Source organism: Enterococcus alishanensis (assembly GCF_019218635.1).
GTDB classification, from domain to species: domain Bacteria; phylum Bacillota; class Bacilli; order Lactobacillales; family Enterococcaceae; genus Enterococcus_A; species Enterococcus_A alishanensis.
The window spans coordinates 1-18621 of sequence record NZ_JAHUZB010000011.1 but is presented as its reverse complement, the minus strand read 5'-3'; the positions used below and the strand labels follow the sequence as shown (position 1 = coordinate 18621).

The following is an 18621-nucleotide window of genomic DNA, read 5'->3' as shown; positions in this document are numbered from 1 at the left end:
TATACTAAAAGTTGACACAGGAATAGAAAACTACCTAAAATTTAGTCGAGGTGAGTATTCCAATGAAATATGAAGCATCATTTAAACAACATTGTGTTAACTTAGTGGTTAAAGAAGGCCGAACAAAAGCAAGCGTCACCAAAGAATTTAACTTGAGTCAAGGGCTCATCAAAAAATGGATAAATGTCTATGAAACTAATCGTACAGACAAACAAGCAGATTTAGAACAACGACAGCGGGAACTTGATAAAAGTTCAACAATACTGGAATGCTATTTAAGATAAAAGTTAATCTTACCATACCACATGTAGCATTAATAATTGGTATATCGGAAAGCTCATTTAGGTACACCCTTGTGAGCTTTTTTATTTGTGCCATAATTCAATAATAGAAAAGTTTCATTAGAGTCTGCCATTAGAATAATGAATTTGAGGGATTTTATGACAAAAATTGATATGCCAGAGTCAGTAGTAAAGATCAAAATTTAGATAGACAAATTGAAGCACTAAAAAATGTATCAAAAATTTTTTTTGACAAATTAAGCGGACAATCTACAGATAGTCCGCAATTAAAAGAAATGTTAAATTATATTCGATAAGGTGATATTGTAGTTGTAACTGAGTTAGATCGATTAGGTAGAAATAATAAAGACCTAACTGACGTCATGAATGAAATTCAGCAAAAGGGGGGCAACTCTCGAAGTTCTGAACTTACCTTTCACGACTGGAATTGAAGAAGAGAATCTTCGACGCCTCATTAACAACTTAATTCTTGAACTATATAAGTATCAAGCTAAGTCAGAAAAAGCACGTATTCGTGAGCGACAACAACAAGGTATTGAGATTACAAAAGCAAAAGGATTATACCAAGGTAGAAAACAAAATTACACTGAAGATGATCTACTTCTAAAATATGGATTTGACTTATATAAATCGAAAAAATATACCTTAAAAGAAATAGATAAGCATACAAGGATTCCAATAAGTACATTTAAAAGATATTTGAAAAAATATAATGTATACAGAAACTAAAACGATAATCGAAATTTAAAAGTCTTTTTATGTGAAAAAAATTTAATTAACAAAAGGTGCGATTTCAGACGTTAATTGAATGAAACTTAAATTGTTCACTTTCTCAATTTGTTTAATAATTTCCTCTGGAATTTCGGGATTCATTCCTCCACATATTGCAGCGCTGATTGCCCCAATAGTATCAGTGTCCCAACCAATTGAAGCACTTAGATGAGCTGCTTTTAAAGGATCACCTTTAGCAAGATCAACAATAGAAAAAGCACTCGGAATAGTTTCAATTGTCTCCATACCTGTTCCAATTTCTTCGTATAAACGTCTTAAAATAATTCGTTCCTCACTTTCTTCTCTTAAAATCTTTCTGGCCTGATTCATTCTAAAAAGTAAAGAAGCACTTGGAAAATCATATCCATAGTCTTTAGCAACATGTATTGCTTCAAATGCAATTTTCCATATTTCTTCAATGGAAGATCCACCTCGTACTGTATAGCTAATAGCAGCTGCTACGGAACTCGCTCCTGCAATAGCAATTTTTGTATTATGAGTGGGTAAGCAAATCTCTGCAACATTTTTTACTAGTGTTGATAAATCGTGATAGTCACTAATTAGTCCTATGGGAGCAATTTTCATGGAAGCTCCATTGGTTGTACCTGAAACTCCTGTTTTTTCTATAGGGATGCCTTTACTTATTTTATCTAAAGCATTTAGTGTTGACGGTCCCGAAACAAAAGCTGAAATTGGTGAATTCTCTGTCCAATGTCGTAATTCTGAAATGTAGTCATCTACACAAATCCTACCATCATTTTTTTTTATCATAGATAATATCATTAACACATTTAAAGTATCATCGGTGACTGAACCAGCCACTAGCTTACGTCCAAACATATCTTCTCCATTAGAATCCATCAGTTCATTTACGCCAGAAGGATATTCCCTATTTATTTTTTCTAGGGACCAGCACTCTGTAGGCATTCCCATTGCATCTCCTAAAGCCCCTCCGGCTAATACTCCCCAAATTTTTTTATTCATTTACTTACCTCCACTAATTTTATTTCTTCTGACTGATTATTAAAAGGAATGACAGTCATTACATTATCATTTATGTGAACATACCCCTCCTGTTGACAAATAACATCTAAAAATTTATCAGAATTCGTAACAGTTACAAAAGATTCAATTGAGTATCCAGCATCAATAATTTTTTGTATATCGAATTCTATAATTTTCTCTCCCTGGGTTACTTCTTGATTTTTCTCAACTAAAACTTTAAATCCTTGTCCTTCTAAGTTCACAGTATCAATTCCAATGTGAATTAGTAGTTCTATTCCTGTATCACTTATTATTCCCACAGCATGTCCACTCGGAAATACAGCTTCTACCTTACCGCTAACAGGTGATACTACAATGCCTTTTTGGGGAATGATTACAAAACCATTACCTAAAGATTTTGATGCAAATCCAGGATCACTTGCACTTTCTATTGGTTTAATTTCACCTTCTATTGGCGCTGTTACATTTTCTACATTTATTAAATTATTTTCTTCTGCATACTGAACATCATCATCTTTTTTGAATGTCATATATGTCAAAATAAAAGCTACTAATGCTGTTGCGATTGAAGCAATAACAGCTATGAGTACTCCATTCATACTATTACTTTTAGGATTGATGAAAGCTGCGAATCCTAATATTCCAAAGGACATAGCATACATTTTGGTAGAAGTTAATGCTAATATTAGTGACCCAACAGCTCCTCCTATCATAGAAAAGGCAAATCGTTTTTTCACAGGTAAACTGAAGCCATAAATAGCCGGTTCAATAATACAAAATAACCCTGAAACCATGGCAGGAATTGCCAACGCTTTTTGATCTTTTGAACGTGTCCTTAAAAATACTGCAAAAACAACAGCTGTCTGAGCAAAATTGGCTGTGAAAGACATCGGAAAAATATAATCTACTCCAGATTGTGCTAAGTTGGTTATTCCGATTGCTGAAATAGGCCAATGCAATCCGAAAATTACTAGTGGTTGATATAATAATGCGACAACTAACGATGTAATCACTGGTGAAATACCATATAAGCCCGACACGCCGGCACTGATTAAAGAACTAAGAACATTTGTGATTGGACCAATAACTAAAATCGCTAGTGGAACGGTAATTAAAATCGTTAGAAAAGAGTTTACATTGTGTGCAATAACAGTTGGAATTACTTTTTTTAACCATTTCTCTATTTTTGAAGCTACATAAACTATAAAGATGATTGGAATAACACTATATTGATATCCGTTTGTTGGAAATAGAATCGGGATACCAAAAAAAGTATTAAAGATTGGTGTTTGAAATATGGTTCCGTTAAAAAGAGTAAACAAAACTTTTCCACTAGTTAGTCCTGTCATTAACTCGGGAATCAATAAAGTTGCACCTAACATCATTCCCACAAATGGATTCATTTTAAAAGCTTTTGCACTAGTATAACCCAGAGTAACAGGTAAAAAATAAAATACTGCTTGTCCCATCGCATGCAAAATGATATACCCGCCATCATTTACTGATAATAAATTCATTGCAGTCAATAATGCTAATATACCTTGTAACAGACCAGAAGCGGTCAAGATTCCTAAAACTGGTGTAATAACCTTCGTAATAGTATCTATTAATGAACTGACTAGTCCTTTTTTGTCTTCTTTTAATTCACTTTTTTTTCCACCCAGTTGTTCTTGAAGTACTTGGAATACATCTGCTACATGCGTACCGATTACTACTTGAAATCGTCCGCTAGCAAACTGTGCACTCATTACATCTGGTGATTTTGTGATTTCTTCTTTCCGGACTAGTGAATCATCTTTAAGTGTAAATCGGAGTCTTGTCATACAATGCGTAACACTCAATACGTTGTTTTTCCCTCCAATATTTTTTAAGATAAAAGAAACGAGTGTCTGATAATTGTTCATGCTTTTTCCTCCTTTTTTTAAATAAAAAAGGCAACACCCAAACAAGAGAATTATCTTCTCTTGTTTGGGTGTTGCCTGCATAATCAGTTACAATCCCATTATTTAATTAAACGTTGTATATGAAGAATTAAATACATCTCTTCTTCAGGATAAATTTGACAATTAAGCTTTTCTTGCAGGTACTGTTTGATTATTTTAACGCTATCAGTAGCCTTCGGATAAAATATGGTCACTTGCTCAAACATTTCTGGGAATGTTTTTTTTCTTGGTTCATTTATTATGACACGTTGAATAAAATATTTCAAGTGGGTGACAAAACGGACGTAATTTAGCGAATCTGTATTTAACTTAATAGCTAAACAATCCTCAACAATTAGTACAATTTTCTCTAATATTTCCGTAGTTGATAAAGTTAGACCAGTATCATTATTTAATCCACCATTAATAAAATGGAGGGCAATGAAGCCGGCTTCGGCTTCGTTCATTTCAATTCCTTCATAATAACTTATTTTCTCCAAAGCCTGCATTCCAGCGGAAAATTCATTAGGGTAAAATTTTTTAATTTCTAACAACAAGGCATTTTTAATGGTTTCACCTTTTCTAAAACGATTTACGGCATAATTTATATGATCTGCTAAACCAATATATGTGTTTCCATCAAATGTTATTTTCAAACTATCTTCTGTATTTTTAATGATCAATGTCGCTAACTCAAGGCGATTAATTGGAACTTCCTCAAGTAATTGGATAAACCTATCAGTGACACTTGGTGAGTCAACAACAAAAGTTTTCTCGATAGCATCATTTTCAACAGCATCTCCAACTTTTTTTTGAAACGCAATTCCTCTGCCAACTAGTATTCGTTCTAATCCTTTCGCGTCTATCACTAGAACAACATTATTATTAAATATTCTCCTTATTCTCAACAAACAGCTCACTCTCCTTTATCTAACCCCGATAAATTATGGAAGTAAATATCAACACATTAAATTTACAATAGCTTGATAGACACTAACAGTCAACTAAAAGCAAGAAAAATATATACAACTTCTAAATTAGTATATTAAAAGTGATAGCTTAATATAACGACCAAATTATTCATCTGGTGCAAAATAATATTGGTCTTCAAATCGGCTCTTATAATAGAATTACGGACAAAATGTTCGCTATAATCTATTAAAGGATTTTTTTATATGCAGAGAAACCAACTATAAGATATTCAACAGAATTTAAAGCGTCATTGGTAGCACTCAATCAGACCGGTCGGTCTGCTAATTCTTTATCAAAAGAATACAACGTCAGTCTATCTACTGTTGCTAAATGGATACGTCAGGCAAATCCAAACGATAAAAATATATATTTTCTATAAAAGAAAGGGAATTATTAAAGGAAAATAGGTGTTTGAAAGAAGAAAGTGATATTTTAAAGCGAGCAGCGGTGCTTTTGGCAAAGAACTAATCGCTAAAGGACTAGCGATAGTATTACGAGTAATTCGAGTAAATTTAGAAGCCAAACACCGCATTACGCGTATTTTAAACATGCTTAAAATACCAAGAACAACTTATTATGATTATTTGAATTGGAAACCAAATAAACGGATGATCCGACGCCAACAGATCAAAGAGAAAATTTTAGATTCTTGGTTAATCTATCCAGTGTATAGCTATCTGAGAATGACAAAATATTTTAACGAAGACTTAAACATTCCAGTTAGTCGCTACCTTATTTATCGTCTTATGCGTGAATTAGGGAGCCAATCACGAATGATAAAGAAAATAAAAAAGCCTAAAACCTATACTGAAAATCCTCAATTACCAAATTTAATCAGAAAAAAGGGTGATTAGTCTACCGTTCCTTTAACAGATATTACCTATATTCCATTTAGAGGAAAGTGGGTTTATTTGACTAGTCTCTATAATCCAGTAATCCGAAGAGTAATTGCTCATAAAATAGGCAAAAATATGATGAAAGAACTAGCTACAAGCGTGTCAGGTGTCACACTTATTCATAGTGATATGGGTAGTCAGTATACGAATGATCTGTTTGAAAGGACCATAAAGAATAATCACATAAAACATTCTTATTCTCATAAAGGTTGCCCAGGAGACAATGCTAGGATGGAAAGGTTTCACTCGATTTTGAAACGAGTGAAACCTTTCAAACATTTAAAACGATAGATGAAGCTATTTTTGGTATTGATGACTATATTCGTTGGTACAACAGTGATTGCATTTCACTAATTACTTGGTAAACTGAAAAATCTATCTCCCCTGAAAAAAGGATAAATTTTAGAAGGTTTATTTAATTGCGACTTTTATCTAGACCATAAAGATATCGAAATTATAAAGAGTGCTGAATACTCTCTTTAATTGCTAAAATGAAGTATTTATGGGAACTGTGATATTACTCGTTCTCTTTATTTTGTTTGGATCGTTGACATAGGAGCCATTTATCAATTCGCCCCATATTGAGAATATTTACAACAATGTCTCTTTCTTGTAATTCTGAAATTAATGTTGTTCCTTGTTGAACGGAACGAGAACGGCAGTTTAATTTAGTAACGATTAATTCATCATTAGCAGACAGCACTTGAATCATTTCATTTAATTTTGGTCGATCTCTTTTTGTGCCTGTATATTTTTCGCTATAAATTTTTTCTAATCCAGCATTTTTTTATAATTAAATTTGGTTAGCTAAATCTTGCTCGTTTGTAGAAACTCTAGCATAATCATATTTCATAATGTGATCTCCTTATGCATATATCTTTTGCATACGTAAAAAGGTTGATTCTATCATATGCTGACGTGTTATGCAAAACTGTTAAGTTATGCATACATAGTACTTCTTTTAAAAAATATTCAATACATTAAAAATAAAATTGAGAAAAAATAAAGTGTACAGAAAAAATTTTTTCTGTACACTTTAAAATATTTAATTAACAATTATAATTATGAAGAGAGCAGGTAGAAGTGCAGTAAATAAAACTTTTTTAGGCGTAATCAATTTTAAACACCTTAAATAATTTAAAGAATTTTCTTTCATTCAAATTATTTTGATAAAAGGAATCTCAAGTTATTTATTCAATTTCTTTAATCTCTATATTTCTATTCATCAATCGCATAATAATGTAGTAAATAATTCCTATCACAAGCCAAACTAGTCCAATAGTTTTAGCTAGCAAATCTAAATTAATCATAACATATGCAATAATTAAAAAACCGATAATAGGGACAATTAGATGAACAATGTATCTTTTAGATTTCTGCTTAATGATGAAGTGATAAATTACTGAAATATGGATCACTAAAAATGCTGTCAAAGCACCACAATTTACAATGGACGAAAGAATACCCACATTGTTAACAAACATAAGGCCAACGATTATAGAAACTAAAGCCACCAATAAAGTACTTATATAAGGAGTCTTATATTTGGGATGAATTTTAGCTAAAATACTCGGTAAATTTTTATCTCTTGCCATTCCAAACAAAACTCTTGATATAGCAGCTTGAGCTGCTAAGGCGTTAGCAAATCCCCAAGATAATATAGTTGCTATAATTGTAACATTTTTCAGGAAGGTACCTCCAACTTCACCAGCAATTTCATAGAAAGCAGTATCAATAGAGTTGAAAACTGTATAATCTGGGTGGATTATTGCAGCAACATATGTTTGGATAATAAATAATGAACCTACTATAAGTAATGACCATAAAATTGCTTTTCCTACTACCTTGTTACCACCTTTAGTTTCCTCAGCTAGTGTACTTATACCATCAAAACCTAAGAAACTTAAAACTGCAACAGATACTGCTGTCATTACAAATGGTAAATTAAATTCGGTTGCATCATAAATTGGTTTTAAAGTTAATCCGTTACCGGCTCCGTTAGAAATTGCGACTAATCCGAAGGCAATAAAAACAGCAAGAACAATTAATTCACCAATTAGGAATATAATATTTGCTTTAGCAGTGAACATTACGCCTCTTATATTAATAATACTATTTACCAAAATGAATAGTATCAGCCATATCCAAACAGGAATGGATGGAAGAATCGCTTTTAAGGAATTAGCTGAAACAACGTATAAAAGAGAAGGTACAAATACATAATCTAAAAGAATCATCCAACCTGCTAAAAAACCAATCGTTTTATTAATACCCCTTTGAGCATATGCATATACTGACCCTGCTATTGGAAATGCTTCAGACATTGATCCATAGCTAATCGCAGTAAAAAGCATTGCGATCATACCAATTAGATATGTTAAAACAATCATTCCTTTTGAAGCTGTGACAACTTCCCCGTAAATTCCAAAAGGTGCTATGGGTACCATGAATATAAGACCATATATGATTAAATCTTTTAAAGTGAGCGTACGTTTTAACTCCTGTTTATAGCCAAAAGACTCTAAGTTTTTTTCTTCATTTTTTTTCATAGCTTCCTCCTTTACCAACTAGTTCCAATTTTTTAAATAAGATAAAGGTAATTCCATTCTTACCGTTTTGTTCGGATCGACAACTTGACATATCTTTAAATTTCCAACTAAGGATAATAAATGAATAGAATCACCTAAAGTTAAATCAGTATATTTTTGGACGAATTTTACCATGTTTTTAGTAGCTGAGATACAAGCTTCGTCCACTGTTTCCTTTGAAGAAACAGTCATAATTTTATCATTATGAATTAAAAAAGGAAGTGGCCAATCTTTATTTTTTAAAACAGAAATATTTACGGTAACTTCGCAAGGCACTTCTGCACCACAGACAGAAACTTCGCCATCCCCCATTGCAGCGTGACAGTCTCCTAACGCAAATAATGCGCCTTTTACATTTACAGGTAGATATAAAGTCGTTCCTTCAGTGATTTCTTTACAATCCATATTTCCACCATGGGAATCTGGAGTACCACAAGACACCGGATCTCCTGATGGTGCAGTTCCAATGACCCCTATCATTTTATTTAAAGGAATATCAATATTATTATCAAATTTAATTTGACCATTGATAATAGGTAGTTGGCGAATTGTATTTTCAGTTAATTCATCTCCCATTACACCTGAATCTGGACCGGTAAATAATGTAACATTTCCCTTTATTTCAATTTTTTTAATTGTTACTTCTAGCGTGTCACCTGGTTCAGCCCCAACTATGAAGATTGGACCGGTTGCTGGATTAATATGATCCCAATTTAACTTGTCGAAAGAATCTTTTTCATCGGTAATTTGATTACTGAAACAATCATAGGTCTCAAAAATAATATCTTCTTTGGTATTGACTTTAATTACAGGGAGATTATTTTTATCCATACTATAAATACATGTTTCTTTTTTTACATAAGTCAAACTAACACCTCATTCTAATAAAATTTTAATAATAATAGCATGACAAATAAACTTAAGCAATATAGCATCAAATAATTTATTCATCTAATTAGTGTAATAAAATATTGAATTGGTCCTGAACCGTAAATTTAAACCTTTCTATCTGTTATACATATAATTGAATGTATTTAATAGACATATGAAATGGTCAGTCATCAGCATTGAATTATCAATAATCAAAAAGTCCATTATAAGTATATCTATAATGGACATAGACTATAGATAAAGAGGAAAGAAACCTATAGGTTTCTTTCCTCTTAAGGAATAAATTTTATTTTTTATTCAGATACCTGTGCAGTATCTTCTTGTGTAATTGTAAATGAGGCAACTTGTGATCCATCAGGATTTAAATAATTAACTTCTATTTTAGCATCAGGCACAAATCCTTTTAAACTGTCTAAGGTTGGCTTCATCGCCTTAACTAAAGTAGGTTTCATTGCTTCAGCATCAATAGCCACTCCAGGTGCTTGAGCAAAAGTGTAGTTATATATTACAGTGCTATCAGGACCTTCTTCTATTGTGATATCTGCAACGGAATCACCAGCTTGTGCCTTCAAACTTGGTAACTGTGATTGTGCTGCTTCAATCATCAAACTAAGGTAGTTTGACGAACTACTTTCTGTAGAGGCAGCAGTAGAACTCGTAGTAACGTCATTACTTTTACTACTTTTTTCCGAAATGCTTGTTGAAGTACTAGAACTTGAAGGACTTGTTCCTTTATTGGAGCACGCCGCTAAACTCAATAATGTCACAATCCCTAAAAATATCACGCTTATTTTTTTCAATTTTATTCTCCTATTTTCTATAAATTTTTATATCCATTGGTAAATGACCATAAATTACAAAAAAAACGTTTTTACGGTCATTTAACTAAGACTATTCTAGATTATATGGAATTTTATTACAATAAAAAGTGTAAAAATTATTTTTTATGAAAATAGCGTGTATGCAAATTTTTTTAATTATTATAGAAGCTCTTGCTAAAATGGAAGAAAAAACAGGAACCTATAGAGATACCTGTTTTGATTTTATAATTATTTTTCTGCAAAAATTGAAGTTAATACCGAATTTTTACTGCTGGTAGCAAACATATCTGTAGGTAAAAAAGCACTGATAGTTATAAATATAGATAATAGCATAGTGAAAAATGTAATTATTGGTGATCCAGAAAAGTTTAGACTAGCTAAAGATGGACTTGCACCCGAATAACCGCCATACACAGAAGCCATACTAGATACTGAGTTTAATACAGATGAATATAAATTCATACCCCAAGTATAACTAAGTGCATAGTATACAATGTATAAGACTAAAATTGCTTTACTTTTCAAGCCAGTATCTCTTAGTCTTCTTACTGACAACGCGATAGAAGGCATGATAATTGCTAATGAAAATACTAATATTATAAATAGCATAAAATCATTGATAGGTGATTCATAATATTCTCTATTACTAGAAGAAGCAACGGTAATAATCGTTAAAATAAGATAAACAACTAAAACACCTAACATTGCAAACCAATAACCTCTACGTGTAGACCGTCCTCTAAAGTCAGCATATCCTTTAAAAAAATCACTGAAAGCTTGAGAAAATGATACTTTTCCTTGTTCTGATATTCTTTTCATAATAATCTCCTTTCAAAGATATAATATTATCAGAAAAATTTATTTCAATCTATCTAAATTTGACTCATTTACAAGATGCAGCTTCAAAATGACTCAGTTAATTAATATAGCACTTAAAGGTTACAGATTAAAAATTCAATTAAAGGCAGTCTATAAAGCATTACGTCATAACAAGAAGTGCCACAAATGGGTATGCTGTAAACATTCAGTGTTAGTATGCAATAAAAAGACTCTCGTTTAAAACGAGAGTCAGACAGTAAATATATTCTAGAAAAATCTTTAGCTATTTCCTAGCTTTTAAAATTATAACTTTAATTACAGGAATGAGAAGAACTTTTTTAGTTTACGGAATAAGCTTTTTATCCACTATATTTGTCATTCTTATTTTGGTGAGTAAAAAGCTACACCTTCATTTGACCAACCTTGATTGATTAACCAATTAGCTTCATCTTTACTCTCGGTAAATAAGTGAGAACCAGGCCCAGTTGCGTTCGGATTAAATACCCTATAAATTGGTATTCCCTCCTCTTTAGGAACCATATAAAATCCTATATTCTCTTTATTCCACCCTTTTTTTGATACGCTATTATATTCACTTTCGCTAATGGTGTAAAAATGTTCGCCAGAATTTTGGTTGTATAATCGGTATATGGGTACGGATCCTTGGTAGGAAGATAAGACACTTTGAAAAGCAATTCCTTCTGCTTGCCATTTAAGTCCCACTATCCAACTATATTCATCAATACTCGTTGTATATAAATGATCCCCACTATTCAGATTATATGCTCGCCAAATTGGTACTAATTTACTAGAAGTATCTTTTTCGTATAAATACGTAATCATTTGTGGATTTTCACTGAATTCTCCAGACTCTAAACCTTGAACTTTTTTAAACAAATATCCTGTTATATCAATTTTTTTTGTATTGTAAGCATCACCAATATTACCTGTTAATATCTGACTGGGCATCAGCATATTTCCATCAGTATCCTGATAATTAATAGTTATATTGGCAGCTTTTCTTTCTCGTTCATACGTTCCTGGTTTTGATCCGTCATAGTATTTCATAAAGCTTGAACTATTCGCATAGATATTCTTTTCAAAATTAGAGTCTCTCTGTGTCCATCTACCTGTATAATCAATGATATTGGATATTATTCCATCAGAAAGTACAACATTTTCTGATAATAAGCTCTTTTCACCTAGAGTTAATGAAGCAATTGTAGAGTTAAATCCTAGCATACCACCATAATCTTTGACATTCGATGTATCCCAATTAAAAATATTTAATGAAGTTAATTTAGAATGATAAAACATATAGCCCAAATCTGTCACATTAGAAATGTTCCAATTGCTCAAATCAATAATATTTACTGATGAATCTTGGAACATTGATCTCATCGTTGTAACTTTTGAAGTGTCCCAACTATTAATTGAATAATTTTTAATTTTACTACCTGAAAACATTGATGACATATTTTCTACATTAGAAGTATTCCACTGGCTCAAGTCAGCAGATATTATGTTGGAATTATTTAACATACTTGACATATTTTTAACATACGAAGTATCTAGATTACCCTTTATTGAAGATAAGTTGGTATAGTACGTATACCTAGAGAATAAAAAACTACTGTCTTCTGGAGCAATCACATTACCGACAAAATTAATGCTTTTAATAGATTCTTTATTTATAACAGAGCCAACAGTAGGTGTCTGTTCTGGTGTAATTTCACCAGATTCAACAGTCAGATTTCCAGTATCACTATCAAATGATACAGGGGCAGTACCCCAAGTGGCTGTTTGAATTTCTGCAGAACTAACATTTGGAAATAAAAATAGTGACATTAATAATAACGGCATAAAAATAATATATATATTTTTCATTTAATTCTCCCTTATTCACTCTTCAACTTGTGGAGTGATCTCTTATTAAATAGCATGTTAGGCAATATTTTGCCCATCAGGTACGTGAAACTCTCAAAATATCTAAAGTGGTTTCTATATTTTAACTTCATTACTAAAATATGATAATGAAGCAATTGTATAATTATCAATGAATATTCTATTCGTTGATATATCTGTCAAAGAATCATCATTTTATGCTTCCAATTTTGAAATTAAAGACAGTTCATAAAATTTAGGTAGCTCACTATAGCATATATCTATAGATACTTTTTACTTATTCCTCTCTAAAAAAAAATTAATATTTTTGCATTAAAAAAGATTAAAAATATGAAATATTCTCCCTGTGATTCCAGAAGTTAAGCAGGTTGATAATTTATTAATCATTTTACTTTATTATGGAGGAGAAAAAAATTTAAATCCTTCTTTGTTCTAAATTGAAATATTCTGGCCTCATCAATAGACATAATCGTCTCGAACAATTATTCTATCACCGCCGCTAGTGCCCCCGCATGTAACTAATGTAACAAGTTTTTCGTCATCGGATACATCTAACCATTGTGTACCTGCAGAATTAACTTTCTCGCCGTTTTTAGCATGTATTACAGACGAAAAGAGCAGATCCCCTTGATAAGCATGATGGCTGACCAGCCCATAATTTTTCTCACCATCACTTGAAACTCACTTTTTGTTCCAGCACCTCACATTAATAATTCATTTGATAACCCTTTAAAAAGCTGACAACCAGAAAGACCCAGAATAATTCTAATATATCTCCCCCTCTTTATTTAAAATTTCTAGCAAAAGTTAAATGATTTTATTATAAAAATGAAATAATCACAGCATGTTGATATTTAATATCGTTTAAAAATCATTTTATAAATTTATTTTAATTGATTTAAATTAACAAGAGTTCCTTTGGGATCGCTTTCTAACGCTTTCGTTCAAAAAATTTTGATGGCTCCTATGACAAAAATCCGGAAAAAAATGTTTTAGACTTAACACAAAACAATCATAAGTAACAATGCTCTTAAAAACTTATTCTTTTAAACCTGTTGTTTCTTCATATTTAACCCCTTTTTAATTGAAAATAATTTCCCATATTCAAAAACAACGATACTTTCAGCCTAACTTTTCTTCAATCGTTTTGATTATTGTACCACTATCTGCAATTGTTTTTATTAGTTGATTTGTCATATTCATTTTTTCTAGAAAAGGACGTAAGGTCTTCGTATCCGTAGGATTTTGATAAACATCATAATTCAAAATGAATTGATTACTGGTAGCCAATTGAAGATTGTAAGCCGGTTTTAATTGCCCTTTTCGCATAGGATCTTCTTTTACTCGCATAAATATTGCGTCAGTATCTGTTTTCAAATAACTATTACGGACACCACAAATAGATAGGCGTAATTGGTGATTCACCATCTTTTCGCGTTTTTCCTTCAGTTTGTGTTGTTTAGATTTCAAAGTTCTTCGTTGTTGCTTGTCTGGATTAGGTGAAATCTTTTTGGTTTCATTGACTTCCTGATCCAATTCTTCCAAACGTAATTCCAATCTGGTGAGTACTTCATCTAACATATCTAATGTGAGTGTAGTTCCTTCAGGAATATGACCCATCCCATAGGCTTCTTTGAATTCTGTCATTAAACCAATGATCTGATTGCGATTCATTTTGTCGTATTTGATTGTACTTTTTTTCCAAACGAAATTATATTTATTGGCGTCGGCTAACAGTTTCGTCCCATCAATAAAAATAGAATCATTGATCAATTGTCGTTCTCTTAAGTAATCAATTAACGAATCAAGTCTTTTTTCGATCAGGGTTTTTAACTCATTGGAGATACGAAAGTGAGCGATTGTTCGATAGATAGGCATTTGTTCTTGGGTTAGCCATCGAGCCGGTAGGCTCTCTTCAGCTAATTGTTCAATTTTGCGGTGACGACCAAAATGGTGTTAGTATCAAATCTTAGATAGCTTTTCGTAGAGACAAAAATAAATTAAACTTATCTACGAGAGGATGATTTTTATGACCCGAAGCGAAGAAAATTTCAAACAGATGATTGTTGAACTGAATCAAACTGGACGTTCTGTTCGTGGATTGGCGAAAGAATATGGCTTATCTGAAGCAACGATTTACAAATGGAAGAATTTATATTTACCTAATCAGTCCACAGGACTGACTGGAAAAGAAGTGGCTGAACTGAGAAAAGAAAATGCTCGTTTGAAAGAGGAACTTGAAATCTTAAAAAAAGCCGTAGCCATATTCTCTCGGGAAACCTGAATTCGCTTGTTCAATTTATTGAAAAATGGTGTAAGGATTACACTGTTTCTTTGTTGTGTCGGTTATTAGAAATCCCTAGAAGTGTCTATTATTTTTATAAGAACAAACCATTGACAGTTACAGAAGTCAGAAATAATAAGTTGAAAAAGAAGATTTCAACAATTTTTTTTACGAATAAACAACGCTATGGTGCCACAAAGATTCATCAAGTTTTATTAAAAGAAGGTATTTCAGTATCTCTTAAAATGTTCAAAAGCTGATGAAACAATTAAATTTAAGGTCGATTGTAGTTAAAAAATTTAGACCTCAAAGGTCTAATAAACCGATTATTTCAAAAGAAAACCTCTTAAATCAGGACTTTTCTACTAAGACTATCTGTGAGAAATGGGCAGCTGACATTACTTACATTCCTACTAAGAAAAATGGTTTGTGTTACTTATCTTCAATCATGGATTTACACACAAAAAATATTATTAGCTATACATTTTCAAAACGAATGACTGTGGATTGTGTCATTCAAACGCTGAAAAAAGCAAAAATGCATTATGTCATTCTTATAGTAGAAAGGGAACACCTTATGATAATGCTGGAATCGAATCTTTCCATGCTTCATTGAAAAAGGAAGAAGTCTACACGACTAGCTACTCGGATTTTGAAGAAGCAAATCGAGCGCTATTTAGCTACATTGAAGGATTTTATAACCGAAATCGGATCCATAGCTCGATTCACTATCTAAGCCCACAGGAGTTTGAAGAGTTAGTTTAAACTACTGTAAATAATGTGATTTATATTGAATACCGCCTAATAATCTAATTAACACTTAAAAGTGTCACTTTTAAAATTATATTGCAATTTTTTCAACTACTGATGTGCACAAATGCAAAAAAATTTCCCTTACTCACAATTCATCTCCCTTAATAAATCCTATTATTGTCTATTTAGGGCGTACCTTAAATAGACAACATAAATATATTGGAAAATCTAGATTTCTGTTGTATGACTAGGGTGTATGATAGAAATTTTGAAAAGGTGATATTTTGAAAGTTGCACATGCACGAGTTTCAACAATCAACCAAAATTTGGAAAGGCAAATTGATTCTCTAGAAAAATTTGATGCTGAAAAAATTTTTGTAGAGAAAAAAAACAGGCGCCACAATTGAGCAGCGTCCAATTTTTCAAGAAGCTTTAAATTTTGTTCGAGAAGAAGATACATTTATGGTTGAAGCAATTGACCGTTTAGGGAGAAATTATGATGAAGTTATCCAGACTGTAAATTATCTAAAACAGAAAAATGTAAAACTCGTTATTACAAGCCTTCCAATTATGGCTGAAGCAATTGGTAATCCTCTATTAGATCGTTTTATCAAAGATTTAATTGTTCAAATATTGGCTATGATATCGGAACAAGAAAGAACTGAATCTAAAAGAAGACAGGCCCAGGGGATAAACATTGCTAAAAGTAATGGTGTGTACAAAGGAAGACCAAAGTTGTATGGGTCTAATGCTAAAAATCCTCAACGACGTGCAGTTTATCGAAATATTGTAGACGAATTAGAAAAAGGGACGGCAATCTCGAAAATTGCTAAAGATTATAGTGTTACACATCAAACAGTTTATAGAATCCAAAAAGACTACGCAGCCATGAATTAGGTACGTAGTTTTTTTAATTATTTCTGTCTGCAACTTATCTGCAAAAATGACAAGTAAAAATCTGATAAGTAAACAGAGTTTATTCATTTATTAATTTTAAAGAAAAGCTCTTTAATAGATTATATTGAATATCTTATCCGTAGTCCTATTATAGGAACCTTTAAAAGAATAGTGGAGGGTCTGTAAAAGAGAACAATCATCTTTTTCAATTTATAGTATAGAAATCGTTCTAATTTACGTTCATATGCAATTAACTAATCTGAATTTATCGGCTTATTAAAATATACCCATTTCTCCAAATCGTCGATATGTATAAATTGACCCCCTTGTCTTTCATCTTCTTGTTGATTTTATTTACTAAATTCGAAAGCTGGCTTAGTGTTGAATTATTTGATGTCTTTCCCCATAATTTCCTCGATAATTCTTCTCTTGAGATTGTTTTATTAGCTTTTTGTAGTTCTACAAATAATTTTTGCTCTTGCCGCGAAAGTCTAACATGAACGATTTTACCTACCTCTTTTTTAGAGAAATTTTCATTTGGAGATAGATTAGTAATATTCTTCTCAGCTGTTTCAGTGATACTAAAAATTTCTCTGATATCATCAAAATTCGATTTTTCTGTAATGAAGTTGGTAATTCCCTTCTCAACCCATATTTTTTCTTCTTCTAAATCTAAATCACCTGCTTGTTTTAAACAAACTATACTCTGCTTAAGGTTCTGTTTTGTTAATATATCATATACTTCACGGTTTAGGAGTGTCTCGCTAAAAATAATTGCTTGGAAATAAGCCAATAAATTTTCGCTCATGGAATCTTTTGTCAACTGAGCGATTAATTTTTTGCTACATAAAATTTCATGATTCATAGCATTTAGTTCTTGAATAAAGGGATTTTCAAATGAAAAGCTATTTGTTAATAGTAAAATGTTCATATACTCTCTCCCTCTCTTTTCAATTAGATTTTTTGAATAAATACCATCACTTCAAATTTCCATTATTCGTATACATAATATATTTAGTAACGATTTCTTAGTGGTACAAAAAAATTTAGGAATGATTTTTTATGTATATTACTATATTATTTACTTTAGTCATAATCAATATCCTTTAATAAAATATTCATTATGATGGCAGATATATTAAAATAAAAAAAATCCTGATATATTTATTTCCATTAGATACATATCTATATTGTGTGCATAACTGTTAAGTTATGTATATAAAAAGTTCATTTTTTGTCCTTCCTTTAGATGATACATAATCGTATTCTTTTTTGCTTAAAGTATAGAAATGTTCTTCAGAATTAGAGTTATATAGACGATAGGCACTTATAGCATCTTGATGATCTGAAAGTACACTCTTGAAGGCAACCCCGTCAATCGGCCATTTAAGTCTTGCAATCCAACATATTCAAATTTGCTCACTGTGTATAAATAATCTTCGTCTAATAAAAAATGAGTGGAAATGAAAAGTGTACAGAAAAGGGTCGTTTTCTGTACACTGAGTTTTCTGTATCATAGATTCATTTACTATTTTAAGAAAATGTGTGACTCAGATTATCCGAAATATGTCATCTTATTTTATTCGGTTTTATTTTGAACTAAATAATTGTGGTTCCTCAAAAAAACAAGCATCTTGCAGGCATTGATATGGTTCAAGGGTTGGTTTTTGAAACAACGAAAACCAGCTAGCAAAAACTAGCTGGTTTATGACTTAAAATTTATACAGTTTGTTCCTTATCAACGCTCTTTGACGAATCCCCTTTTTAAATACATCTTTATCTAGGACTATAGAAT

The 18621-nt window shown here is 31.6% G+C and carries 13 protein-coding genes and 4 pseudogenes; 5 read left to right on the top strand and 12 right to left on the bottom strand.

Features of this window, described 5'->3' with window-relative positions; genetic code table 11:
• Window positions 1-62 precede the first annotated feature (62 nt).
• Together KUA55_RS17095 and KUA55_RS17090 are read left to right on the top strand one after the other, a co-directional pair.
• Window positions 63-284: a transposase gene (locus tag KUA55_RS17095; protein WP_218327593.1), complete on the top strand. Its 222-nt coding sequence runs from the start codon at window positions 63-65 to the stop codon at window positions 282-284.
• Window positions 285-496: 212 nt separating this feature from the next.
• A pseudogene (locus KUA55_RS17090) lies at window positions 497-1031 on the top strand (recombinase family protein).
• 42 nt (window positions 1032-1073) lie between these two features.
• Here the strand turns inward: KUA55_RS17090 and KUA55_RS17085 are convergent.
• The 3 genes from KUA55_RS17085 to KUA55_RS17075 all read right to left on the bottom strand — a co-directional run bounded on the left by KUA55_RS17085 (window position 1074) and on the right by KUA55_RS17075 (window position 4920).
• On the bottom strand, window positions 1074-2057 hold the full coding sequence (locus KUA55_RS17085; protein WP_218327592.1) for an ADP-ribosylglycohydrolase family protein: 984 nt from the start codon (window positions 2055-2057) through the stop codon (window positions 1074-1076).
• Window positions 2054-3982, bottom strand: a complete 1929-nt coding sequence (locus KUA55_RS17080; protein WP_218327591.1) for a beta-glucoside-specific PTS transporter subunit IIABC — start codon at window positions 3980-3982, stop codon at window positions 2054-2056. Before KUA55_RS17080 ends, KUA55_RS17085 begins: the two co-directional genes overlap by 4 nt.
• Window positions 3983-4080: 98 nt before the next feature.
• The gene (locus tag KUA55_RS17075; RefSeq protein ID WP_343214739.1) at window positions 4081-4920 is read right to left on the bottom strand and encodes a PRD domain-containing protein; all 840 of its coding nucleotides are present in this window, start codon (window positions 4918-4920) and stop codon (window positions 4081-4083) included.
• Window positions 4921-5165: 245 nt separating this feature from the next.
• On the opposite strand from KUA55_RS17075, the pseudogene KUA55_RS17070 reads away from it, so the two are divergent.
• Window positions 5166-6233, top strand: a pseudogene (locus KUA55_RS17070) (IS3 family transposase).
• Window positions 6234-6385: 152 nt separating this feature from the next.
• On the opposite strand, the gene KUA55_RS18430 reads toward KUA55_RS17070, so the two are convergent.
• The 7 genes from KUA55_RS18430 to KUA55_RS17035 form a co-directional block, all read right to left on the bottom strand.
• Window positions 6386-6634, bottom strand: a complete 249-nt coding sequence (locus KUA55_RS18430; protein ID WP_343214741.1) for a recombinase family protein — start codon at window positions 6632-6634, stop codon at window positions 6386-6388.
• Window positions 6635-7058: 424 nt separating this feature from the next.
• Window positions 7059-8417: an APC family permease gene (locus tag KUA55_RS17060; RefSeq protein ID WP_218327589.1), complete on the bottom strand. Its 1359-nt coding sequence runs from the start codon at window positions 8415-8417 to the stop codon at window positions 7059-7061.
• A gap of 18 nt (window positions 8418-8435) precedes the next feature.
• On the bottom strand, window positions 8436-9323 hold the full coding sequence (locus KUA55_RS17055; RefSeq protein ID WP_246601586.1) for an acetamidase/formamidase family protein: 888 nt from the start codon (window positions 9321-9323) through the stop codon (window positions 8436-8438).
• Window positions 9324-9640: 317 nt separating this feature from the next.
• Complete coding sequence (locus tag KUA55_RS17050) at window positions 9641-10147, bottom strand: DUF4854 domain-containing protein (RefSeq protein WP_218327588.1); 507 nt, start codon at window positions 10145-10147, stop codon at window positions 9641-9643.
• Between the two features lie 249 nt (window positions 10148-10396).
• Window positions 10397-10987: a DUF805 domain-containing protein gene (locus KUA55_RS17045; protein WP_218327587.1), complete on the bottom strand. Its 591-nt coding sequence runs from the start codon at window positions 10985-10987 to the stop codon at window positions 10397-10399.
• 381 nt (window positions 10988-11368) lie between these two features.
• Window positions 11369-12874, bottom strand: a complete 1506-nt coding sequence (locus KUA55_RS17040; protein ID WP_218327586.1) for a BspA family leucine-rich repeat surface protein — start codon at window positions 12872-12874, stop codon at window positions 11369-11371.
• 1140 nt (window positions 12875-14014) lie between these two features.
• Complete coding sequence (locus KUA55_RS17035; protein WP_218327585.1) at window positions 14015-14770, bottom strand: hypothetical protein; 756 nt, start codon at window positions 14768-14770, stop codon at window positions 14015-14017.
• Window positions 14771-14921: 151 nt separating this feature from the next.
• Here KUA55_RS17035 and KUA55_RS17030 point away from each other — a divergent pair.
• Window positions 14922-15941: pseudogene (locus KUA55_RS17030) on the top strand (IS3 family transposase).
• A 272-nt stretch (window positions 15942-16213) separates the two neighbouring features.
• Window positions 16214-16826: pseudogene (locus tag KUA55_RS17025) on the top strand (recombinase family protein).
• Window positions 16827-17091: 265 nt separating this feature from the next.
• On the opposite strand, the gene KUA55_RS17020 reads toward KUA55_RS17025, so the two are convergent.
• Both KUA55_RS17020 and KUA55_RS18795 read right to left on the bottom strand, forming a co-directional pair.
• Window positions 17092-17757, bottom strand: coding sequence for a helix-turn-helix domain-containing protein (locus KUA55_RS17020; RefSeq protein ID WP_218327584.1), 666 nt, complete (start codon window positions 17755-17757; stop codon window positions 17092-17094).
• 274 nt (window positions 17758-18031) lie between these two features.
• The gene (locus KUA55_RS18795; RefSeq protein WP_425514630.1) at window positions 18032-18226 is read right to left on the bottom strand and encodes a hypothetical protein; all 195 of its coding nucleotides are present in this window, start codon (window positions 18224-18226) and stop codon (window positions 18032-18034) included.
• Window positions 18227-18621 lie beyond the last annotated feature (395 nt).